Here is a 23,644-nt window from a genome sequence, read left to right on the forward strand (position 1 = left end):
GTTCTCCTTTGTTCATGAGGGATATCTACATTAGACATTAACTACATTTTAGCAGAATTCAACTTGAGTTGTTTCTTATGGATTGCTAATCTCAAACGCTTTTTTCTTCACTTTGGTATTTTTATCCACATTAACATATTAGCAAACGTACGTTCGTTTGTAAATGCACCTTTTTCTAATTTTCAATTCATCTTTCATTTCTTTAGAGCCGGCATTTTCCTGTGTTTCGTTTGTTGTTCGAATGCAAATGCAATCCGAATGAGTGTCGGTTCACTAAATGCCGTTCCTGCAAATGTGATCCCAAAGGCTCTTCCATTCTCTTGAAAGCCTGCGGGCACTGCTATAGTTGGATAACCTGCTCTAGCACTTAAATCAGCTCCGACATAAGCAGGAAACAGGATTGCATCCAATCCATACTTTTCTAAAGCATGATCGATCCCCATATTTTGCGAATAATATAAGTCAGAGATAGACTCTACTATATATTCCGAATGATTCAACGGTTTATCTAGCTGTGATCGATAGTTCAGCATATCTTGTCCATATTTCAAAGCCTTTTCCGAATTCCGCTCGTTCCATTCCATCAATTCATTTAGGTTATGGACAGGAAGTTGAGCCGGAAGGTTATATAAGTAATTTTCAACGGAATGCTTAAATTCAAGATTCATTTTGTTATATTTCCACTCTCTATGGAACGATGGAATATCTATATCTTCTATTATGTTGGCTCCAGAACCTTTTAATTTAGCCACAGCATCATTAAATAAATGTTCATCATATTCACCCATGTCACAATAATTCTTAGGTAGAGCATTTCTAAAAACGCCTATGGTCGCTTTATTTAATCCGTCTTTATCCAAAAATGCTGTGTAGTCCATAGTAGAATATTCATTTTTCCAAGTAGCAGGATCACTTTCATCTTTTCCCGTAAGCGCATTTAATAAGATCGCAACATCTGTCACATTCCTTGCCATAGGTCCAGCTGTATCCTGAGAATATGACCATGGAATTATGCCTGATCTACTTATTAGACCTACAGTTGGCTTTAAACCAACTATTGCGTTTTGCACAGCTGGACTTAAAATAGAGCCAGACGTCTCTGTCCCCACGGCTACTGTTGAAAAGTTGGCTGCAACGGAAGCGGCAGAACCCGTACTGGAACCTCCCGGAAAATGATCACCGTATGGATTTTTGGTTTGTCCTCCTATTGAGCTATACCCAGCCCACATGGATGATGACATCCCATTTGCCCATTCCGTCATATTTGTTTTTGCAAGTATAATGGCCCCAGCATCCCTTAGTTTTTGGACAAGAAAAGCATCGTTCGAGCTAACATGGTTTTCCAAAGCTAATGCGCCCGCAGTTGTATGCATTTTATCATTCGTTTCAATATTTCCTTTCAATAATACAGGCACACCATGTAGAAGACTTCGTGCTCCGCTTAATTTCCTTTCCTGATCTAATGTCTCGGCAATATAAATCGCATCTGGATTCATTTCCATAATAGAGTTTATCATGGGACCACTCTGGTCAAACGTTGCTATCCGATACATGTAATACATAACAAGTTCCCTAGAACTAACATCCCCTCTATCCATTGCATCCTGCAGTTCGAGTATCGTTATTTCTTCACTCTTTATTTTTGTTAATTCGAAGATATGTTCCATGATAACTCCTGCTTTCCATTTGGGTCATTTGGGTCATTTATGTAATAGTGTCATGTTCATATATTTTGGTGGGCCGTCCCCACTCGAAGTTATCCAGACCTATTTCCTTAAATCCATATTTCTCATAATAAAGAATATGATCCGTCGCCAAGTAGACTTTTGCATAACCTAGTTGCCCAGCTATTTTTCTGGCATGCTCCAACAAAACGGCTCCCAGTGCTTTGCCCCTCTCACTTTCGTCAATAAACAATGGCGCAATCCAAGGTGATAAATCTTTTCGAGTTATAAATTCCTGCTTAATTAATTGATAAAACCCGATGATTACATCATGTTTCAACAGCAAAAATGTAAAAGGGAACTCCTCATCTGTTGAGATTAAACTTTCTTGTATATTGGGGAGCACAGCTTGTTGTACTTTTGGCCATCGTTCTTTGACATACTCAATAAGCTCATTTTGGCGAAGAGGGCATTCTTGTAAGGATTTAATATCTAGCATCTAACCATCCCTTCTTGTAAAAAGAAATTCCTATACCCATGCCTGCCCTCACAATAGTTATCCACCAGCTCTCAAAATGCAGAGCAGCAAGCCCCGAGTGGGGCTTGCTGTAGGTTGTAAATACTAAAGAAGTTTATAACGCTGGTTCACTTCATTACTTGGAAACCGGTGTATAGATCAGGCAACGCAGAGTCTTCTCCGGATAGCGCAGCTCTACCGTGTAGGAGCTACCGTCTTTCAGTTTGACCAAGACCGCTACTACTCCGCTTTTGTCATATGCACTGTCTTTAATGATAGAGGAGCTGGTTATCGCACGGATCTCGCCCTGCTTGTCCACCACAATGGATTTAGCGGCTTGAAGCCAGCTGGAATCCTGGCTAATCTGTTTATTCATAGCTGCTGTAATCGGAGTTCTCTTATAGGACAGGTCCACTATCGTGGTATCAAGTACGGTTCCGCTCTTTGCATCAACGAACGTATTATACATGAAATAAGACTTATCCTGAGCCCGCAGTGTCTCTGCACGGTAAGGTAGAAAATTAACGAACCATTGCCCTTTCGAATCAGGAAAAGGTTTATAATATGAGGTCTGAGCCTGCAACTTTGAGAGATCGACACCGAATAGACGGCTTACGCTCTCTTCTGCTCTGCGTAGGGCTTCATCCTGACTGATGTCCTTCTTATCTGGCTGTGCCACGACAAGATTGAGGCTTACCACATAATTAAAGCGATAATTCCAGTCGATTAGTTGCAGCATTTCTTCATCGGTCAGTTCGCGCTTAGGAATTACATAGGTAAATTTGCTTTGATCCAGATAAAATTCGGAACTCCCTGATTTCAAAGGTAACTTCTGCTTGGGCCGTAAGCCATCGTACTTGTATTGATCATCCAATAACATCCGCCGCTTATTCTCCTGGTCCGTAAATTGCCGCGTAAGCTGTTCATCCTTGCCAGTGAGCCTGGCCTTCTCTGCATACTCATTAATCTGCTTAATTTCTTCAGCAGTGACTGTGCGCTCAAAATACGACTTGATCGTCGAGACCGGTGTTTTGGTTGCAACCTTAAGTACCGGGATCTGGCTACTCGCCAGTTGAACAGCTGGCTTCTGGTTGAGTTCTTGCGTGTAGGAAACGTTCGCTTGAGACACATTCTGGTTCACTGTAGTATAAGCGACGATTGTGGGCACTGCCAAAGCAGTGAGGGCTAGCAGACCACTGGATATCGCGATCACCCCGAGGGCTGATTTCACATCTTTACTCTTCATTTCTCATAACCTCCATAGTGTAAGTGGGCTTGACTTACATGTACTTTAAGATACGAATGTTATAAAGTACGAAGCCCCTTGTTATGAAGTTGTAAAATCATTTACAGACTCGTTCTAAATATTGGAGCCAAGCAACAGATCAAGGATTGGGAAGCATACACTGCCCATGTTGACATAGTCACAATTACTCATAACAGAAATAGCGATTTTTTTATCAGGAAGCAGGAACAGATTGCTTAAGAATCCAGTATCCCAGCCGGAATGTGAGAGAATACGAGAACCCTTATATTCTCCTAGAAACCAGCCCAATCCTATCTGTGCATTTTCCGGATCATAGCCCGTTTGTGCATGAGGTTTCCACATTTCATTATAGCTACCTGGCTGGAGGACTTCATTGCCGTTCCCGGCTGTTCCACCGTTTAGATGCATCAGCAGATATTGGCACATATCTTCGGCATGGGTATATAAAGTGGAGCTAGGTGCATGAGCCCTGTTATATGGAAAAACACTACTAACGCAGCCATCACATTCATGGGTAGCTCCAAGCACATGAGGTGCAGCAATATAAGCTTCAACCTCCTGTTTAAAAAAAGAACTGGACTGCATTCCTGTCGGTTTCAGAATATTTTTTTCCATATACTGCTCGAAGCTCATATCGCTGACTTTTGCTATCATATCTCCCAAGATCTCATATCCTATATTACTATAGGCAAATTTCTGTCCCGGTTGGCTTAACAGCTTGTGGTGACCTATCCCTTTTACATATCGTTCAAGACTTTGCTCGTCGTATTCAGGGCGGTCCCACGCGTAATCTTCCTCATCAGGCATACCGGAGGTATGATTCATAAGCTGTCTTATTGTTATATTTTGATACCGCTCATCCTCTAACTTAAAATATGACAGGTATTTAGTGATGGGAGCATCCAATTCTACCTTACCACGCTCAACTAATTGCATAATGGCGGTTGCTACGAAGGTTTTGGAGACAGAGGCTTGGTGAAACAAAGTGCCACGAACAACAGGATCACCCGTCGATAAATTTGCCGTCCCATATTCACCAGTAAACAGAACTTGGTTGTCCTTTACGATTCCGGCCGCTAATCCCGGAAACTTTTCATTTTCCACAGACTTGATTAGCATTTCATGCAAAATATCCTCTAACTTCTGATTCGTGTACATTTTGACCTCCCCAATGACAATAAAGCAGCATTTTCAATAAATTCACCCATACAAATAATAACATCTTATCGACCCTTTATCTGGTAATAAATAATTATAATCAAATAAACAGGTGCTTACTTGAAAAGGCAGCAATTCATTCCCCGAGCTTCCGAGCCAGCCTCCAATTAGAGGGCCCACAACGCGTGGTCTTCCTACCTTGCTAATAATATCCACGAATCGTCTTCGCCTGCCCTTCAACAATCATAGATTTTACAGCTGAAACAGACGGCTGCCGCAGCTTGATAACCTCTAAAGCCTCAGTAACGATAACATCCGCGGCTGATTTCCGGGAAAAGTTCTTCATATCCTGCACCTTTTCATCCCTGTACCCCAGATGCTCCAATCTCTGAAGCTGCTCTACTAACTGCTCCCCGTTTCGGGCAATCTCTATTAAATTGTACTCAAACAACCATTCTGCATTGCCTGCCTCCTGACCGGGGAGCGGACGATAGACAATTACAGGAAGTGCTAGAGCCATCGCCTCAGTCAAGGTAATCCCCCCTGCTTTGGTCAACAGACAGGAGGATATGCACATTAGCTCCTGCATTTCTTCTGTATAACCCCGTATATGTACCCGAGGATTCCCTTGAAAAAGCTCTTCCGTAGCCATCTGGAGCTTATGATTATTCCCGCACAATACCATTACATCGAAGTTTGATAGCTGCAGCGCCCTTATTATTAAATGGTTAATATCACTCAACACGCCGTAAGCCCCTGCCGCAAGTAATAGATAATGCCGATTTCCATCTAGTCCATGCTTACGTAAAAGGGCTTCACGTTCCTGAGTCTGTTCAAAAGCTTCACGAATCGGAATCCCGCTAACCACAAGCTTTTCTTCAGCAATACCTAATGACATCAGTTCTGCTTTCATGCTTTCCGTAGCGATAAAATACTTTGTGGTTTGTGGATGAAGCCATCTGCCATGAACCACATAATCCGTCATGACAGTGAAAAGGGGGATCCGTCTCCCCTTTGTTGATGCAAGCTCTGCAGCGGCCAAATAAGGAAAGGTATGAATGATAATATCCGGTCCGATCTCGTCGATGATCCTTTGCACTTTCCGCTTGCCCATAGAATGAATCCATCTGCCCATGAACTGGTCTGGGTTCATCTTGCTCGTCAACTTGTACACTAATCCATAAAATTCTTGAGTATAACCTGTGCTGTTCAGGTAGAATCTGCGGGACAGCTCATTCAGAGTAGGGTAGACTGCAGCGAAAAGATCCAAGGTGACAATCCGGCTGATCCCTCTACGTCTAAAAGAATGATCAATCGCTTCTGCTACTTTGAGATGCCCGTCTCCAAATGCCGAAGTTACAATAAGCACTTTAGGATCTGTGTTCATGAGAAAGCTCCTTTTTCGCTTGGCCTTCTCTAACTCTAACTCTGAATCGTAAACAGATAGTGATGAGATCCTCAACAGAATATTAACTTCAACATTTTCATAGCGCGAAGCAAACGAAGAAATCCGCAGAAAAAAACACAGTGCATCAACCTCCAGTAACGATAGGATTAATGTTCTGTGTTTAGTTAAAGGCCAACTGAACCTTCTGGTGGGTTATGAGGAGCTACTTATGAAAAGACCATAATTGCTTTTGCGAAAATTTGTGAATGGAGTTTTTGTTTTTCATCCATGTATTTCCTTTCACTATTAAAATATAAACAGCTATGGCAAAATAAATTGCGCTCCAAATCCAGTCTGAGAGGGTTATTAAATGATGCTCATATAAGTAGTTGATGTACCAGATCCCCACCGGCAAATGTACAAAAATTGCGGAGACTAATCCTGGATTATACATGCTTTTTGCTCTTATATTAATGACGACTCCATGGAAAATGATTTGGAAAAAGCCCATTAAAACAGGTGCCATCCCCAGCCATACTACTGACGGGAAGAATACAGGGAGCAAGTAGAACACATAGGCGATGACCACATTAATAATCATTGCCGACTGTTTATTTAATGGATAGTTGTCAGGGGATTCACTTTTAAAAAGGGCTATATTGAATATGCCTGGAAAGTACCCTGGCCAGCGGTATTCCTCAAATTGATGAAGAAGGATCGTCACAAAGCTTAACCATAATATGCTGTTTATCCGCGGTATTGTTTCCCAATTCATTAGAAGATACATGCATATAACAATGCCAATGAATAGTCCTATATCCTGCCAATATTTTCTTAAAAAATTCATTTAATCACCTCAATCTGAGTTTATTAATGAAAGTATCTTGCAAAGAGCAGGTCAATCTGTTCCTCTATAGGTGCTATCTTCACGGAAGCTCCTGTTTCTAGAATAGGACTCATAAGTGCCGGTAGAAAAAGCGCTCCAAAAATCTGCATCGTCATGGTCATCAGGTGCTCTGGCTGCTGCTCATCGGTTAACTCTCTTAAAGTATTTTGTATCTTAGGAAACCCCAATAGATTCAAAAATGATCCATATTCATGCTGGGAGGAGAAAACGGTCTTGCCCATCAGGATGATTCTGGAGAGCAATTCGGGATATTGAAGGATCACTTGCAAATAATCCAGTAAAAATTGCCTCAATCTATCTCGTGAGGATATAGAGAAATCGTCAAGTATGGCAAAGGTATGCTGAAAGCTGTTCAATATCAATTTGATGGACTCGCTAAACAAGTTTTCTTTGGACCCAAAGTAATAGTTAACTAGAGCGACATTCGTGCTTGAGGCTTCTGCAATTTTTTTTATAGTGATCCTTTCAAAGCCTTCTTGTTTGGTCAACTCCAGTGTGGCACGCATAATCTTCTCTTTTGTTTCCAACTTTTTGTCTGTCTCCATACGCAACCTCCAAGTATATTTCCTTTAATTTAAATGACATTTAAAATAACGTTTAAATTTAGTGTAGCAATCTTTTTCCTTTTTGCAACTTTTATTTATCCGGAATCAAACCAAGTTTAAATGAAAAAGCAGCCGGTTGTTTGAGCGGCTGCTTACATGTTTTTATTAAATTAACGTTTCCTGTTAGCTTAATTGATTACCTTTGAAAAGTGAGTCTGTATTTGATATATATCCATAAATGAAAAATGTATTATTTTCTTCTCTATACGGAATTCTTAATTCATGTAAAATCGAAAGAAATTCTTTACTTATGTCAATTAATTCAGGAGGAAGCAGATTCCCCTTGTGCTTCTGATACCTTGGTCTAACCCGTATCCATTCTACAGAAAAAAAAGGTGAAAGTCCTTCTATCCAATCCCCTAAATACCAGACGTCGTTTTCGAAGTTCTCTGGATAAAGTATATCGTCTAAGACATACTTAGCTTGATATGGAGGGGTAAAAGGTAGTTTATTTAGTACATCACTTTGTAAGTTTCCCCACTTAGTGTCATTCATAACTGAACATAGTTGTTTCTGTTTAATAACTTCATGTACCCTTTTTTTAAAATCCTGTTCATAACCCACAATCAAAAATCCTCCTGAATAAACAACATAAATCCCACGCTGACCTGCCTGTGTGTCATTATTGAGTTATCGTTTCCCGGTAAATTAATTCAAAATTAGTCAAGTTTAATAATCTTATCAAAGCAGTATGAATCTTTGTCATAGCCATTATGCACATAGAAAGCATGGGCGTCGGTTCGCTTAAATCCGCTACATAAAATAATACTTGATATTCCCATTTCTTTAGCATAATTCTCAGTGTGTCTTAGTAGTTCTGTACCTATCCCACTATGCTGTAATTCCTTTTTAACGGCAAGCCCTTGAATATGTAGATAACCATTCGAAGACCCTACGGATAACGCCTGAACTATAGTGACAAAACCAACCACTTCATTTTCAAATAATGCAACGAATGTTTTATAATTCCCAGCCTTATTCATGTTTTCCATAGTAACTCGAAAATTTTCAATATTAACATTGCGAACACCAAGTACATCATTCCATAAAAAAACAACTTCAGCATAATCATTTGCTACAACTTCTCGTATCTTAATTTCCATCGCCCCCTTATAGAAATATTCAAGCAAAGGATTCGACAATTGATGAAGCAATCCTGCCCGTTACTTCAACAAATAAAAAAGGAGCATTGCCATGGCAATGCACCTCAGCTATCGTTTCCCGTAAGCTTTATAGATTGCCTCTTTTTCAGCCTGCAATCCCTAGAATCCAATCTCTCATTAGTTTGTTGATTTATAATATTCTGATAAAATGCCCTCTAAAACTTGCTTATAATCGTTTTTATTATAAGAAGAGTTATCAACTTTTATCTTGGTAATGTTTAATCTGGTAAAAATCTCTTTTTCTAGTTCCCTTCTTGCTTTAAGAACCTGCAGTGTTCCATCTAACCCTTTATAATTTTGTGTTTTTCCATACCCCTGGTTCGTGTAATATTCAATAAATCCCTCTGACCATTCCTGAGGTCTTTCCTTTACAGCCTTTCTGAAAGAATGATCAAGATCATTCTGCTGTACGTATATCAACAATGGATTCAGCCGCTCTACAATTGTTGCCAGTTCAATAACATAACTTATAACGTCTTCCTTCTTCGCAGCATGTTTAATCATGCCTATTGTTACAGGGTTTTGTATAAAACAACAATCAAAAATAAAGGTGTCTGCGCCATACATAACACGATCCTCAAACTTCGTCCATCGTTCTGTTATAAGTTTCCTATTCTGATCTAGCGGCAATTCATAAATATCATGTTTAAAAACTGCGCGATGCAATTCATCTGGAAAACTTGACCAGACTTCACTTTTTATTTTCCGATATTCTAGGAAGTAATCGTTATCTTGTTGAATCATTAGATTACTCAACAAATCTTTAAACTTTTTATGGGTATTCAATAATTCATCCCATTCAGTTTTCTTAAAGAAAGCGACTCCATCATAATCAGCAGGATGTTCCAAATTTCCTTCTAAAAAAAGCTGCGATGTAATGTTCACTTCCGTAAGAATTTCATGAACGAGCTGAGCAGTCGTTGTTTTGCCAGATCCTGGCATCCCCTCAATTAAGACTAATTTCGATCGCATAATAAAGTTCCTCCACTCGCTAGTAGAAGGATAAACAGGTAGGAATCAATAGAGATGCGTTTTCCCACGAATAAAAGCGAATACCATCAGGTATCCGCAGGATGGGTATATGATACACCTTTCCCTGCACACCCTGTAAGATTAAAGAAAAGCACACCTAATAAAATAGTGTAATCACTATTTCAGGCATCCTTTCAAATTGTTAATCTTTACAGAGTATTCCACATGATAAGGTTTATGCTCCTTTGTTAGCATCTCTATTGTTTAGATTAACAGTAAGCATAGGTAAATACAATCAGGGACTTTCTAAACAATCCTGCCCGTTAGCTTAACGGAACTTCGATATTATTGTTATTATCTGATTTAGGATGAAGACGATTTTCTATCACAAAAAAATGATTGAAAATACCTATTACTCGTATTTTGTTATCTGCCTCTCCAAAAATTTTTGTTTCTGCTGTCATAAAAATAATCTGATGTGTGAGACTTGATGATTTCAAGTCATTAATAGTATGAAAGCAATTTGAGCTTTCGGAACTGTCACATTTAAGACCGTGAACCTTATGGAGGTAATTATCATAATATTGACTACTTGGTTTTGTATAAGCCATCACAAATAATAATATGGAAACGATTAGAAAAGCATATTTCTTCTTGATAAAGGCACCTCATCTCTTATGGATAATCGTACTATATATACCGCATTTAACTGCCGAATAGTGCTTTTGAATACACTTATATCCACGTTTGAAACGATTTATTGACCATCTTAACATTGTTCATTTTTGCCCAACTCTCTAAATCCGAGATACCTTTATCTTCATCCTTTGAATACCTAAATGCCATATCTAATGGGACGATCTTCCTCCTGTAAGGTAATATCCCAATAACAGGTTTAAAGTACCCCCTGGTCATTATCACTTTAATATCCTTTGGATTAATCATATTTCCATTTAATATAATTTGCTCATTGGATAGGCATAACTCCGTTGGTTTCTTAAAAAATGTTCTGTACAATGTGAGTAACAATAAAACTAAACACAAAAGAACCACAGTTAACGAAGTGTAGAATACCCCCCTCTGATTCCATAATCTCAATCCAAGAATAGATTGACTCGATATAAGAGCAATCATGCCTATAATAGTTCCAATTCTGGATGGATTCTTAACTGGATATTTTATTTCCGTCAACATGGCTCCCCCCTGTTCAAATCCCATACCTTAGAATACCACATATTGGAAGTATTCTGCCCGTTAGTTGAACATAGGCAGCCGATCCATTGACCGACTGCCTGTGTGTCGTTATTGTGTTATCGTTTCACGTTAGCGTAAAGTTCAGGTAATGAATCGACATGTGATTCGACTTCAAAAATAAATTCTTTGAGGTTATCGCAGTCAAACCAACCACTTTTTTCATTGGTTTCATAAAGCACTTGAATTTTGCTGCTGGGGCAGTGGAACGCTACGTAACTTCCCCGTCCAAGATGAGCTAATGCCTGCACTAGGGCTTGTTCAGCATCTTTCCATGTTGCAAAACCGGCTTTGAGGCGCTACCGTCTCCTTTGTGTAACAGGATGTTTCCCGAGTTCAATCGTGTATGCATAGGTTTCATTCTTTCGTTTGCTGATACAGCCTCGCATCGTTATTCAGCCTCCTCGTTGATTTTCAGTCGTGTTACACTTGTACTGGAAAACAGAACAGCGGGATTGTCGTTATACATAGAGGACAAACTTGAACCACTGAAGACGGTCTTTATGTATAGAGGGCAGACTTCGAGTGTTACATTGCGCAGCAGTATAGCACACTGTACCCACTTGAGGTTTGCCCTTTTTTTGAAACTGGTTTTCATAATCCATCTTTTCCAGCTCTAATTATGCACTTTCTCTGGTTTAGCCCCTCCATGCTGCTCCTTATTCCGAGAGGCTATAATCTGCATTATCTTGCTACATTGCTACATTAATAATATGAATCGGAAGTTCATATGAGAGCAATGCAAGAATTCTTATAAAATCTCACGAATATGCAGTGCTTCGCATATGCAAAAAACGCTCGAGGGCTGTCCCGCTATCATAGATAGCGAAACAGTCCTGAGCGTAATATCTGTGTTCGTTTAATTCATCATACTGGCAGCAATACGGATGACCTCATCCTTGGTCAACTCAGATTTCTCCTGGCGAACCGACACATTATAGATGATCTGCGCTTCCGGGTCAGACCAGACTAGTCTATACTTATACCCCAGGTCAATCTTTTCGTTGCTGGAAGGTTCGAGATAAATGAGCTGCTTGCCGCCAATATCAATATTCTCCACCTTTGTCGTTTTGGTCCACAGCAGGCTTTCTACCGGTGTAGCTTTTTCATCAACACGTGAGGCACTGATTCTCACCTGAATCTTCCCCTTCTTGTACACAAGTGTAGAAGAATCATAGGCAATATTCTCCGCCTTCTCCCGTTTCCAAGTCATCCGGAAGTTGTCTCCTAGGTCTATCTCGCTTTCGCCTTTAAACTGCTTGTCATCTTCGACCTTTATAAAAGAAGGCTTGATAAACGCCTCGTCCAAGGTATACCCATCCGGCATATATCCCGGTTGCTTCACTTCGGGAGCGTGGTGCTTCTCAACACTGGTCTTATAAGTGGAATAGTCCTTGACTATGATCGGCGGGCAGTATAACCCAAGATGAGATTCTTCTTTCCCGTCTTCACGTTTGATAACATAGGTGGCATACTCTCCAGGAAGCAGCAACTTCTCAATGGCATTGTAGCCCTTTGCATATTTCATCTTGTAGAGTTCATCCTCTTTGCTCAGCTGCGCTTTGGCCGGCCAGGGAATCAAGGGTTCATTCGGCTTCTCTATCATTCCACCTGATTTCGTTGCCAGAAGTGGCTTATAGGGCAGCACCTTGTACTGAATTTGGGCCCCCTGCCGGAGTTCACCGGAATACTGGGTATAACCGCCGCCCAACAAGACCATTACAAGTAGTGCCGCCACCCAGCCCTGCACCGGAATCCGCAGGATTCTCCTCCGGCTCCGCCCCGTTCCGGCTTCTGTCTTTAGCCTGCGCATAACGTTAGGAGCCCCTTCGTTTGACGGAAGTGTCTGCAGAGGGGTCTGCTCTTCTGCAGCAGGTAAGATCCCGCCAAGCCCGAGCGCTGTCATTACCTGTTCATGAACATCAACGGGGATGAAATTGGCGGACCGGTCTCCGTGCTTCAGAAACCGCTCCTCCGAGGTTAATTCACTCTTGTCCATAGTTGTTTCTCCTTTCTCTCCAACACCTTTTTAAGCTTGCCTTTGGTCCGTTCATATCTTTTGCGTACGGTAGCCGTACTGACACCCAGAATTTCGCCGATTTCCGCAAACGATTTATCTTCATAAATACGCAGAATCAACAAATTCCGGTCTTCCACATTCAGCTTCCCCAGGGCGGTCGAGACTGGCTCGCTGAACAGGCGGTCCTCGACCATTTGTTCGGCACTGTTCACCGCAACCTCCTGCCAGAGCAGCTTGCGCAATTGAAACTGAAATTTCTGCCGCCGCAACTGATTCAGACAATGGTGGTACGCGATCTTGTAGAGCCATGATACGAAATCCGCCTGCGGCTTGTATTGCCCGATATTCTGATAGGCCTTAATCAGGACATCCTGCACCGCATCCTCCGCCTCTTCCCTGCTGTTCAGCATCCGGAAGCAGTAGAGGTATATCCGCTGCTGGTACAGCTTGATTACATCTGAGAACAGGCGGGCATCTCCGGCCTGTATTCTCCTAATCTTCTCTTCCATAGAATCCACGTTGGTCTCCTTTCTTCTATTTCTTCTGTTTCTATAGATATAACACTTGAGTAGCCTCAGGCGTGACATTTATTTCTTCCGGCTGCACAGCAAATGAGACCTACAGATGAATCCCGGTTGGTGATCCGCTTGAACATTTGCATCACCTTCTCAGCCAGGTTCCTGTTTTTCCAGTATTGGACTGCATCGGCATGGACCTTAATCAGAATTACATCCGGGTCATCATAGCCGGTCTTCAGGAGCGCCCCGCAAATAAAGGCAGGACCAACATTGGTGGGGGTTGGCGGCAGTGACTTTCTCTCGCTGGACTTTCCTAGGGATCGGTAACGTAAATGGAGTTACACTTAGCTTAGCTGGCAGCTGACAGCAGCCTGACTCCACGATATAGAATCCGGTACTTTTACTACAAGCTAGCCGCTCTGGGCACCCTTGAACCCCTCGCGGACAAGAACACCAAAATACTTTTGGCCGACAAACTTCCCGCCATGAACTATCCAATAGTAACGATAGCACGAATCGTGATCCACTTTTCTCGTCCTAAGTATGCCAATCTGGTCGTAATAACGCAGTGTCATCTCCTATCTACAACATAATGTGAGTATACAGTTTCCCGTGCTGAGAAACGTCAATGATGCTTTTATTCATTCGAGAAATTACTCTTAGATGAACAAAAGCAGCCGATCGTGTTGATCGGCTGCCTTCTTGTTTTTATTAAGATATCGTTTCACTCTAGCTTAAAGTTCAGATAATGAATCGACATGTGTTTCGACTTCAAAAATAAATTCTTCGAGGTTATCGCTTCTAATATCTGACAGTAATCAAATAAACACTCAACATCAGCTCTGTCCATTAAATTGGAATGCTGATACTCAGTCCCAGATGGCTCTGGAAAAATTCGGCGATAAAGTTCTCTTTGTCGTTCTCCAATCCATTTCTTATTTAAACCATAGTAGTTTTAGTCCTACTGCTCATTTTTTTAAATAGTAAGCTAGCAAGAAGTAAAGCTATGCATACAGCGGCAAAACCCAACCAATTCAAATATAGGACAGAGGTACGACTGATGACTAACCCGCCTAATCCAGATCCCAGTGCAAAGCCAAATTGGATGAACGAAGTATTTACACTAAGAGCAATGTCCGGATTTCGAGGCGCCAGAGTAACCAGATATAGTTGCTGGGCCGGGGAAATACTCCACGTTGCTAACATAAAAATCATTAAAACCAAGATTAAAACCAACAAATTGACTCCGGCTAGAGCGAATAAAAGCAGTGTCGTCCCTTGTAACAGGAGCCCGAGACAAATGGTGAATTTCGATCCCTTTGCATCTGCCAGTTGTCCGCCCAGCTTTGATCCGACAAAGCTGCAAATGCCCGCCAGGAACAGAACACCGCTAATTTCGGTCATGGAAAGAGAGGACGTGGCTTGCAAGAAAGGCGTAATATAAGTAAACAGTGTAGAATAGCCGCCGACATAAAATAACGTAATAACCAAGGCCATCAGAATGGTTGGATTTTTTAAAATAGAGAGCTGCATTCTGAGGGTAACCTTTTCCTCTTCTTTGATTGCCGGAACCTTTTTATAGATGATAAGTAATGGAAGAATACTTAATAATCCGATTAAAACAAATAGCACTCTCCATCCAAACATCTCACTAAAAAATGTGCCCACAGGAACACCAAGCACTAGTGAACTGCTAAGCCCCATCAAAATGATACCGATGGCATTGCCCCTTTTTTCTTTTTCAACGAGTCGGGTCGCTATTGCCATGGCTACAACGGTAGCGACTCCTCCGCTAGCCCCTTGGATAATACGTATCCATAGTACTGTTTCATAAGCAAGATCTACAAACATAAGTCCGTTGCTGGCAATAAACACACCTAGGGTGATCATTAGTAGTTTCTTGCGATCTGCATTGATCGTTAATGCAATCAAAACCGGAGCGACAATGGCTGCAGAGAGGGCAAACACAGTCACCAATAATCCAACTTCAGAAGTAGATACTCCCAAGTCCACAGCAATTATCTCAATAACTCCTGTAATAATATATTCAATGGTTCCAATCAGAAAAACAGCCAGTGCCAGAATATAAATGATCCGTTTATTTTTCAATTTCCCCCACTCCACTTCTTCTGTTATCTATTTATAATGGGAATTTGTATTTCTATGAATTGTGCATCTCGTTCTGGAGATAACGGTAAATATAACTCCCTGCCCGGTTCGTTCTCCTTGATCTGATAGTTGTTTTTCTCAATCCATTTAGCTAAATGAACACAGGCCGCACAATCAAAACTAGTATTTGAATGAAAAGCCATTGTGGCCATCATCGGTTCAGGAGGAAGAGTCCGTAGCTGAAACGGTTCTGGAAATGATCGCAGCTCACAGGTTAAAAAATACCCGACTTCAAACTCAAACTCATCCTCTTTTCCTTCGACTTCTTTCCACAAAACAACCTGAGGGCCTTGAATGAATTGACGATTTTCCGTCGTTATAAACTGATCAAATTGACGAAGCAAATCCGGAATGTCCTCTTCTTTCCCGCATGCTTTCTGATAAAGAAACAATTGAGCACCCTCTGCTTTGACTCTGATTTCTTGACCCGTTTCGAATTGCCCCTCTTTTTCTATAAGCTGCATACGTTCCTCAATCCTGACGAGTTTAGCTTGTTCCGTATCGATGATATGCTGGATTTCGCTTCTTTTCAGCTTAAACATGCCTTGAATATTTTCTAATGAAATATTTTCCTGAAGCAGCTGTTTAATTTGAGGCAATGTAAAACCCAATTCCTTATAGATTAAAATTCGGTTGAGCTCAAGGAGCTGATCTGCGGAATAGTAACGGTAGCACGTATCCTGATCCACTTTTTTCGGCCTTAGTATGCCAATCTGGTCGTAATAACGCAGTGTTTTTAAGGATACCTTGCTTAGCCTAGAAAATGCACTAATTTTGAACAAAATATCATCTCCAATCTATAACATAAAGTGAGTATACAGTTTCCCGTGCAGGGGAAAGTCAAGGATGCTTTTATTTATTTGAGAAATTACTCTTAGATGAACAAAAGCAGCTGATCGTGTTGATCGGCTGCCTTCTTGTTTATATTAAGCTTCTTTCCAAGGTTTAATTGGTGCGTTATAAGCCAATAAACGTTTTCACCTTTGCCCATCCTTCAATTATCGCACGGAGTAGCTAGCTTGAGCTATAGGTAGCTAATTCCGCGCACAGTGTAGATAGCTTGAGCTATAGACGGCTAGTTTAAACACTGGGTAGCACGTTTAGGAGCAAATTTGGCAGGCGGCGTTCTTATCACCAACTGTTCGGACTCAGTTGCTCTTATTTCCACAATTCAGCTCGTTTTGCCACACTATCGGACTCAGTTGCAGCTATTCCCTCAAATGTACTTCTTTTCTACGCAAATCAAGGGCAATAAGAGCTATACAGTCCGAAACCTTCGCAATATGAACCCATATGCTGAAATAGCTGCAATACGGTCCGATACGATCAAGATCGCGCAAAAGGCAGCTAGTTTCGAGACATAGGCGGCTAGTTTGAGCAACAGGTAACAAATTCTGCGCACGGAGTAGCTAGGTTGGGCTATAGGTAGCTAATTCCGCGCACGGAGTAGCTAGGTTGGGCTATAGGTAGCTAATTCTGCGCACGGTGTAGCTAGGTTGAGCTATAGGCGGCTAGTTTAAACACTGGGTAGCACGTTTAGGAGCAAATTTGGCAGGCGGCGTTCTTTTCACCAACTGTTCGGACTCAGTTGCTCTTATTTCCACAATTCAGCTCGTTTTGCCACACTATCGGACTCAGTTGCAGCTATTCGCTCAAATGTACTTCTTTTCTACGCAAATCAAGGGCAATAAGAGCTATACAGTCCGAAACCTTCGCAATATGAACCCATATGCTGGAATAGCTGCAATACGGTCCGATACGATCAAGATCGCGCAAAGGGCAGCTGATCACGCAGCTGGCTGATCGTGATTTGAGACAACGTTTCCCGTTAGTGGAACAACTTACTCCCAGTAAGGAGTCCCACTAAAAAGAAATTCTTTTTTATTTACATATAACTTAAATTCCCGACTTGCTAATCTACTAATGTGACTGGGTAACCACTCATTAGATTCAGGCAACCCAAGCCAAAAATTCATTGTTTCGAGTTGGGCAGCTACAAAGAAGCCTTCTAACTGTTGAACATAGTTATGAGGCAGGCCGAATTGTTTGGCGTATGATTCTAGCAACTGGCTTCTGAACGCTGGGTGGATATAAGAAAGTGCCCAACCTAAATCGAATAAATAATATCCGAACCCGCAAGCTCCAAAATCAATGGCTCTAGCTTCTTGTTTATGAAACACATAATTACCTGGAATCAAGTCTGCGTGAATTATCCCCCAGTTGCCAGGTGTTCTTTCTATATCGTTCATCATTAAAATTGCACGCTCACCGGCCAATTGCAGAATTTCCACATCATTTTTATTGAGCTCACCACCGTCAGCAAGCTGTTTGAGCTTTTCTAATGATTGTGAAATTCTAGTATTATCAAAGGATGGTCTAGTAAATGATTGCGGAACCTTCCAAATAGATGATTGTTTATGAAGCTTTCCGATCAATTCACCTACGCACTCGGCATCATTGACTGTTGGAACAAATTGTTTTTGTTCACCCTCTACCCATTTTACCAATGTACAGTTCATGTCAGCTATCTTAGTAACATATTCACCAATGTTATTTTTTATAGGTGACGGTAACACCAGATCAGTATCATTTATTAATGATTCCAGCCAAATCATTTCTGAATGAATGACTTTTTCCTCAGACCAAATACTTTCCATCGAATCATTTTTTGATAGATGTATCCGCAAACTATAGCAGTTACTTTCCTTATCTGTCACTTTATAAATGGTGTTTGCATTTTGGCCAATATGAGCTATTGATTGATAAGTAATCGAATAACAAGTTAATGCTTCTATTGCAACATCATGAGTATTTAACATGTTCTCCTCACTCCCCCTGAAACAACCGAATAAGGACATCGTACCATGACTTTTTCTAATAGTTCGGGAGAGAACTCTTATATTTATATTTTATCCACCACTTAGTTTATTAAGGTAACTTGCCCGTTAGTTGAATAAAGGCAGCCGATCACATTTACTGACGGGCTGCCTTTATCGTGTTTATGGAACTAGCGTTTCCCGTTAGCTTAACGCCATTGCCTATGCATCACCAATCTCCGATATACGTGTCTACTTTACTTTATTTAATAAGTTTGTCACCATTCTACTCAATGTCCCTTGATCGACGAAAGGAGCAAGGCTTGCCAGCAGATCTGGGCTAAGATGTTCAGCTTCGACTCCACTAATTAACTTCTCGAGATTTTCCCTGTCCAGAAAAGGTGCGAGGCTTATGATCCGGTTCGCATCAATAGTGCCATCTGCAACCCGGTCTACCAAGCGGCTTAACGTTTCTCTGCTAATAAAGGGTGCCAGCCCTTGAACGAAATGCCAGCTCAAGCTACCCTCTTCTGCTTGTTGAACCAACCGATCTACATGTTCTCTTTCAAGAAACGGGGCAATTCCAACAAGATTGTGCACTTCTAAGGAACCGTCAATCGATTTATCTACCAGTCGGCTTAATGTGTCGCTGCTGACGAACGGAGCGAGTCCAGTAATGGCATTCCACACAATTTCGCCCTCTTCTGCCTGACGAACCAGTTCATCCAATGTATCTGTTCCAAGGAACGGAGCCAGCCGCATGATCACGTCTAACTTAAGGACGCTGCTGTCTAATCGTTCTGTAACCTTATGCAGAGCGCTTGCTTTTACAAACGGTGCTACTTCTACAAGCTCTTCCACCTTCATCTCACCGGTATTGACCATCTCTGCAACTTGGTCCGGCCTGTTCTCTGCGATCTCCTCAACTATCGTTCCTAGGTGCTGGTGCTCCCGATTTTCTGAGTTGTCTCCTGCATTTAAAATGTCGTCTACCGTTTTGCCGAATAACCTCGCAAACTGCGGAAGCGTTCCGATATCCGGTAGCGAGTCGCCCCGTTCCCATTTCGATACCGCTTGATGACTTACATTCAGTTGATCGGCAAGTTCCAATTGGGTCAAATCCTGGTCTTTGCGAAGCTTCGAAATATAAGCTCCAATTTTACGCAAGTCGAGCATTGTATACCTCCAATAAAACAAAATGTACAGTGCGCACTGTCGAAAACAGCATAGCATTTCCTCAAACGCAATCCTATCAAGCGGTGGTTGAATTTTCATAGGCGCTTTATTCAACTGTCGGTAGAATTCTCCACTTTTGTCACTTTCATTTATAGTTTTTTTTCTACAGTTCATTTCCATTATCCTGCCTGCTAGTTGAATTACACCACGTACGTTCATAGGTCCATGCAAGCACAACTTCACTAATTGATCAACATGAAGTATCACACGAAACCTTTAATGGAGACGAGAAATGGATGGAGAACTTTTTTTATTTCCTATAGCCATTTGAACGATAATCTGAAGCACGATGATTACAGCCAAACCATAGAATGCTTGAACGAAGCTGCCTGTTGCATCGTGGAGCCAGCCAATCGCTAGCGGCCCAAACGCTCCGAGAATGTAGCCACCAGATTGGGTCATTGCGGACCAGCTACTGGCTTCCTGAGCATTGCTTGTTTCATCAATGGGCAACATCAGTGCAATCGGGAACAGCCCACCCGCCCCAATACCGAGAGGAATCGCCGCGAGCCAGGGGCTAACGGATAGGTTCAGCATCAAGACACCCGTCAACTCTAATATTGCACACCCGACAAGCCAGAATACACGTCTTTGGTAACGATGTACAAGCATCGGAATGAACAAAGTAGAGGGCAGCGATATCAAGGTAAATAAAGTTTGGATTTTGCCGGCCGTCTCTTGACTATACCCCTGGCTTTGGATTGCTGGCGCAAGCCAAGCGGTCAACGAATAGAAGATCGCTGCCATCAGCCCGAAGAATAATGTCAGCACCCAGGCACGTTTGTTGTTCACCGGAAGTGGTGCATTAAGTACACTCGAGATTTTACCGGATTGTCGATCTGTGCGCGCAGACCAGGCTAATCTTAACCAAATCGGCAATGCAATAGCTGCGAGTAATGCCCATACAGCCATCGAGCCTCTCCACGAACCACCCAGCGTATGCTGCAGCGGGACCGATAGTCCCACACTAATGCTGGCCCCCATCACCATCGCTGTAGAGTAAATACCCACCATGGATGCCACTCGGTCAGGGAAGTACTGCTTAATAAAACTGGACAACAGCGGCCCTGCCAATGCAATTCCTACACCGGAAAGAAAAGAAGTGAACATCATCAAAGGAGTTGTACCAACAAACCATCGTAATCCCGTACCTAACCCAATGAGGATTAAAGCCAGAACAATTGCGCCCTCATTTCCCCACCTTCTGCTTAATCGTACGGAGAACGGAGCAAATATGCCCATGCATAATACCGGAAGTGTGGTTAACAAACTGGCGGTAATCCCGCTTATACCCAGATCATTCTGAATGATGCTCATTAGAGGAGAAATGGATGTAATGGGTGGCCGTAAATTCAGTGAAGCCAGGATAAGCGCCAAGACGATATAAAAAAGTTTCATTATGAATCACCTCATGGTAGTATCGTTGCATTCTCCCATGACCCTTTGTTAATAACAGATCTTTGGGCGGTGCACGATTAAGTATAGAATCATTAGAATGATTGAACAATACTATTGTTTCTATTAAAATGATTACTAAAACCAATGATTAGAGGTCATTCATATGGAGATTCGTCAGATGGAAAACTTCATTGCTGTGTGTGAGGAGCTTCATTTTACACGAGCAGCTGAGAAGCTTGGCATATCTCAGCCTACGTTGAGTCAACAAATACGCGCGCTTGAGGATGAACTCGGAGTTCCCTTATTTGACCGAGTCGGCAAAAAGATTGTGATGACTCAAGCAGGAAATCTGTTTTTGGAGCACTGTGTACAGATGATTCGGCATTTACAGAATACCCAGGATGCGTTAGCTGAATTACGCAATGATCAACGAGGTCGGTTGGTAATTGGTGTTCTCCCTTCCGATCTGGACTATCGGCTCACCCCATTGCTCGTGAATTTTCATACGCGATTCCCCAAGGTGCAGCTGAAGCTTATCTCTTCGATCTACGTCTTGAATCAAGTACTGGATAATGAAGTAGACATCGGGATCGAGATCACCTCTGCTCCAGATGATCGGCTTGTACGCATTCCCTTGTGCAGTGAAGAATATGTACTTGTCGTTTCTGAGAATCATGATTGGGCTGAACGAAGCACGATTGTAATCCAGGAACTGCGTAATATCCAAACTGTGATGTTCCCCGAAGGATTTACAGGCAGAGAATTGGTTGATGGCTATTGCCGAAAATATGGATTCAGCTTAAATACGATCATGGAGACCAGTTCGGCAACTTCCATTATTAGCTTGGTGAAAGCCAACGTCGGAGGAACATTGCTGCCTTACCGTTTGATCCAAGCAATGAATGAACCAACACTACGCTGCATCCGAATTACAGACGATCCGCCATATCGTCACTTTGAGATCATTCATCGGTCCGACCGTTTTCTGACAAAATCGGCCAAGGCATTTATTGAGAAAACTATCGAGTATTTCAACTAAAGGTGAGATGCGAAAGAGATCGCTTCTGCTGCCAGAAGTAGAGTATAGTAGGAATGAAAATATATTAGGAGGCTACAGCCATGTCACAGGAGATTTGGATTAACCTGCCAGTCAAAGATGTTGAGAGGTCAACTGCCTTTTTCAATGAGATTGGATTCCAAGCGGTGAGTGTTGGTAACGAGAGAGCTAAGCTTGTTATAGGTCAAACAACAATTCTGCTGTTCCCGGATGCGGCGTTTGAGAAATTTACTGGTTCAAAAACCGCAGATACTTCCCATAGCGCTGAAGTAATCTTCTCCATTGGTGCTGAAAGCAGAGAAGAAGTAGATGCCTTTGTCCAAAAAGCAGAGGCTGCTGGAGGAAACATCTTTGGCAAGCCAAGTGAGACTGACGGCTGGATGTACGGCGCAGGATTTGCCGACCTGGACGGTCACCGCTGGAATCTGCTGTACATGGATGAGAGCAAAATGCCAAAACGCGAAATTTGAAGCGAAAAGCCAACACCAACAAATCCAAGATATGGTGTAATGATTCGGGCTTATACGTTGATGAAAAGAGCTGGGGAACGGAATGAATAAAGAAAATAGGGACTTCGCTGAACGAGTTCGATGATTTAGCTGGTCAACTGTACCTGAACATTGAATCAAAGTGGACTATATTTGATTCAGTTCCCTCTCAATACCCTAGTAATGAAAGCCAAATTGCAGATGTTTCTGAGGAAGAAAAATACAGTCAGATCATAAAGGTGAGACGTGAAAAGATTATAGATATACAATTGGGAGACAGCACTCCACATTTAATTATAAGCTTTGAATCAGGTAGCATACTATTTGTTATTGGTTTTCATGAGAAGTATGAATGTTGGCAGGTGGGAGTAGAATCTGATAACTGGCTAGTTGTTGCATGTCCAATGAATGGAATTGCTACATGGACTTCAAATAAATTTGAATAATAATAAAACACTCCATTGTCAGGAGTGTTTTTTCTTTTATATACAGATATACATTTAATGGTCAAACTGTACTTTGTGTTTGGAAGCATTGAGGTGAAGCGTATTATATATAATCAATGAATTCATTAGTTTTGTTATATCCATAAATTATGATGGAGTCGGTAGTTACTTCACCTGGAACATGTATTTTTTTCAAGATTTGAATTAAATCAGCATTTATCGAGTCATCTTCAGCATGAATTTCTAACCACTCAATAAATTTGTAACCACCATCTGAAAAATGGTAATACCAATCTCCATCCCAAAGGCTGATATAGCCAGTATCAATGTCTTTAATCCTCCATTTGGTTGGAAAGGCATAGTTGAGCATTGCTTGTCTTATTTCTTCCCATTTTGTGTTGTTCATTAAAGGTTTTAGTTCATTTGAATCCATATATTCACCTTTTTCATCCATCAGTACTGAACGTGTTTATTCCACTTCATCATTTTCTCTTGTACAAAACTTCCTGGTAGTTGAATGAAGGCAGCTGATCGCTTTGACTAACGGCTGCCTAATCGTATTTGAGCTAGCGTCTCCCGTTAGCGTAATGCAATCAGTAAAAAGC

Annotated in this window: 22 protein-coding genes; 2 read left to right on the forward strand and 20 right to left on the reverse strand. The window is 41.6% G+C overall.

What is annotated here, in order from left to right; all coding sequences use genetic code 11:
* Nucleotides 1–194: 194 nt before the first annotated feature.
* The 19 genes from MHI51_RS22585 to MHI51_RS22675 all read right to left on the reverse strand — a co-directional run bounded on the left by MHI51_RS22585 (nucleotide 195) and on the right by MHI51_RS22675 (nucleotide 21,048).
* Nucleotides 195–1,667 carry an amidase family protein gene (locus MHI51_RS22585; protein ID WP_405173277.1) on the reverse strand — a complete coding sequence of 491 codons (1,473 nt, stop codon included), beginning with the start codon at nucleotides 1,665–1,667 and terminating at the stop codon, nucleotides 195–197.
* A gap of 37 nt (nucleotides 1,668–1,704) precedes the next feature.
* Entirely contained in the window at nucleotides 1,705–2,163 is a 459-nt protein-coding gene (locus MHI51_RS22590) for a GNAT family N-acetyltransferase (protein WP_405173278.1), read from the reverse strand.
* A gap of 154 nt (nucleotides 2,164–2,317) precedes the next feature.
* Nucleotides 2,318–3,427 (reverse strand): hypothetical protein, encoded by a 1,110-nt coding sequence (locus MHI51_RS22595; protein WP_076217966.1) that lies wholly within the window; start codon nucleotides 3,425–3,427, stop codon nucleotides 2,318–2,320.
* Nucleotides 3,428–3,541: 114 nt separating this feature from the next.
* Nucleotides 3,542–4,606: a serine hydrolase gene (locus MHI51_RS22600; protein ID WP_076217967.1), complete on the reverse strand. Its 1,065-nt coding sequence runs from the start codon at nucleotides 4,604–4,606 to the stop codon at nucleotides 3,542–3,544.
* A 202-nt stretch (nucleotides 4,607–4,808) separates the two neighbouring features.
* Nucleotides 4,809–5,993 (reverse strand): MGDG synthase family glycosyltransferase, encoded by a 1,185-nt coding sequence (locus MHI51_RS22605; protein ID WP_342410024.1) that lies wholly within the window; start codon nucleotides 5,991–5,993, stop codon nucleotides 4,809–4,811.
* A 223-nt stretch (nucleotides 5,994–6,216) separates the two neighbouring features.
* Nucleotides 6,217–6,840, reverse strand: coding sequence for an HXXEE domain-containing protein (locus MHI51_RS22610; protein WP_076217969.1), 624 nt, complete (start codon nucleotides 6,838–6,840; stop codon nucleotides 6,217–6,219).
* Nucleotides 6,841–6,863: 23 nt separating this feature from the next.
* Nucleotides 6,864–7,445, reverse strand: a complete 582-nt coding sequence (locus MHI51_RS22615) for a TetR/AcrR family transcriptional regulator (protein WP_076184227.1) — start codon at nucleotides 7,443–7,445, stop codon at nucleotides 6,864–6,866.
* Between the two features lie 183 nt (nucleotides 7,446–7,628).
* The gene (locus MHI51_RS22620) at nucleotides 7,629–8,069 is read right to left on the reverse strand and encodes a DUF6678 family protein (protein WP_081386470.1); all 441 of its coding nucleotides are present in this window, start codon (nucleotides 8,067–8,069) and stop codon (nucleotides 7,629–7,631) included.
* Between the two features lie 95 nt (nucleotides 8,070–8,164).
* A complete protein-coding gene (locus tag MHI51_RS22625) occupies nucleotides 8,165–8,608 on the reverse strand; it encodes a GNAT family N-acetyltransferase (protein WP_076279211.1) in 444 nt (147 codons plus the stop codon).
* 177 nt (nucleotides 8,609–8,785) lie between these two features.
* Complete coding sequence (locus tag MHI51_RS22630) at nucleotides 8,786–9,640, reverse strand: hypothetical protein (RefSeq protein WP_405173279.1); 855 nt, start codon at nucleotides 9,638–9,640, stop codon at nucleotides 8,786–8,788.
* A gap of 735 nt (nucleotides 9,641–10,375) precedes the next feature.
* The gene (locus MHI51_RS22635; protein WP_076184229.1) at nucleotides 10,376–10,834 is read right to left on the reverse strand and encodes a hypothetical protein; all 459 of its coding nucleotides are present in this window, start codon (nucleotides 10,832–10,834) and stop codon (nucleotides 10,376–10,378) included.
* A gap of 916 nt (nucleotides 10,835–11,750) precedes the next feature.
* Complete coding sequence (locus tag MHI51_RS22640; RefSeq protein ID WP_076277406.1) at nucleotides 11,751–12,890, reverse strand: DUF4367 domain-containing protein; 1,140 nt, start codon at nucleotides 12,888–12,890, stop codon at nucleotides 11,751–11,753.
* Nucleotides 12,872–13,420 carry an RNA polymerase sigma factor gene (locus tag MHI51_RS22645; protein WP_076279283.1) on the reverse strand — a complete coding sequence of 183 codons (549 nt, stop codon included), beginning with the start codon at nucleotides 13,418–13,420 and terminating at the stop codon, nucleotides 12,872–12,874. The genes MHI51_RS22640 and MHI51_RS22645 overlap by 19 nt, the downstream gene beginning before the upstream one ends.
* A gap of 65 nt (nucleotides 13,421–13,485) precedes the next feature.
* On the reverse strand, nucleotides 13,486–13,719 hold the full coding sequence (locus MHI51_RS22650; RefSeq protein WP_143759939.1) for a pyridoxamine 5'-phosphate oxidase family protein: 234 nt from the start codon (nucleotides 13,717–13,719) through the stop codon (nucleotides 13,486–13,488).
* Between the two features lie 649 nt (nucleotides 13,720–14,368).
* Nucleotides 14,369–15,538: an MFS transporter gene (locus MHI51_RS22655; protein ID WP_405173280.1), complete on the reverse strand. Its 1,170-nt coding sequence runs from the start codon at nucleotides 15,536–15,538 to the stop codon at nucleotides 14,369–14,371.
* A 23-nt stretch (nucleotides 15,539–15,561) separates the two neighbouring features.
* A complete protein-coding gene (locus tag MHI51_RS22660) occupies nucleotides 15,562–16,380 on the reverse strand; it encodes a MerR family transcriptional regulator (RefSeq protein WP_076194965.1) in 819 nt (272 codons plus the stop codon).
* A 1,059-nt stretch (nucleotides 16,381–17,439) separates the two neighbouring features.
* Nucleotides 17,440–18,417, reverse strand: coding sequence for a phosphotransferase enzyme family protein (locus MHI51_RS22665; RefSeq protein WP_076218444.1), 978 nt, complete (start codon nucleotides 18,415–18,417; stop codon nucleotides 17,440–17,442).
* Between the two features lie 249 nt (nucleotides 18,418–18,666).
* Nucleotides 18,667–19,590: a helix-turn-helix transcriptional regulator gene (locus MHI51_RS22670; RefSeq protein WP_076218443.1), complete on the reverse strand. Its 924-nt coding sequence runs from the start codon at nucleotides 19,588–19,590 to the stop codon at nucleotides 18,667–18,669.
* Nucleotides 19,591–19,866: 276 nt separating this feature from the next.
* Nucleotides 19,867–21,048 (reverse strand): CynX/NimT family MFS transporter, encoded by a 1,182-nt coding sequence (locus MHI51_RS22675; RefSeq protein WP_076218442.1) that lies wholly within the window; start codon nucleotides 21,046–21,048, stop codon nucleotides 19,867–19,869.
* 178 nt (nucleotides 21,049–21,226) lie between these two features.
* Here MHI51_RS22675 and MHI51_RS22680 point away from each other — a divergent pair, with 178 nt between their 5' ends.
* Nucleotides 21,227–22,087 (forward strand): LysR family transcriptional regulator, encoded by an 861-nt coding sequence (locus MHI51_RS22680; protein ID WP_248548368.1) that lies wholly within the window; start codon nucleotides 21,227–21,229, stop codon nucleotides 22,085–22,087.
* 80 nt (nucleotides 22,088–22,167) lie between these two features.
* Nucleotides 22,168–22,575, forward strand: coding sequence for a VOC family protein (locus tag MHI51_RS22685; protein WP_076218440.1), 408 nt, complete (start codon nucleotides 22,168–22,170; stop codon nucleotides 22,573–22,575).
* Between the two features lie 567 nt (nucleotides 22,576–23,142).
* On the opposite strand, the gene MHI51_RS22690 is transcribed toward MHI51_RS22685, so the two are convergent.
* Nucleotides 23,143–23,472, reverse strand: coding sequence for a DUF6678 family protein (locus tag MHI51_RS22690; protein WP_218640442.1), 330 nt, complete (start codon nucleotides 23,470–23,472; stop codon nucleotides 23,143–23,145).
* Nucleotides 23,473–23,644 lie beyond the last annotated feature (172 nt).

Origin of the sequence: Paenibacillus sp. FSL H8-0260, assembly GCF_045040625.1 — a bacterium.
Classification (GTDB): domain Bacteria; phylum Bacillota; class Bacilli; order Paenibacillales; family Paenibacillaceae; genus Paenibacillus_AQ; species Paenibacillus_AQ odorifer.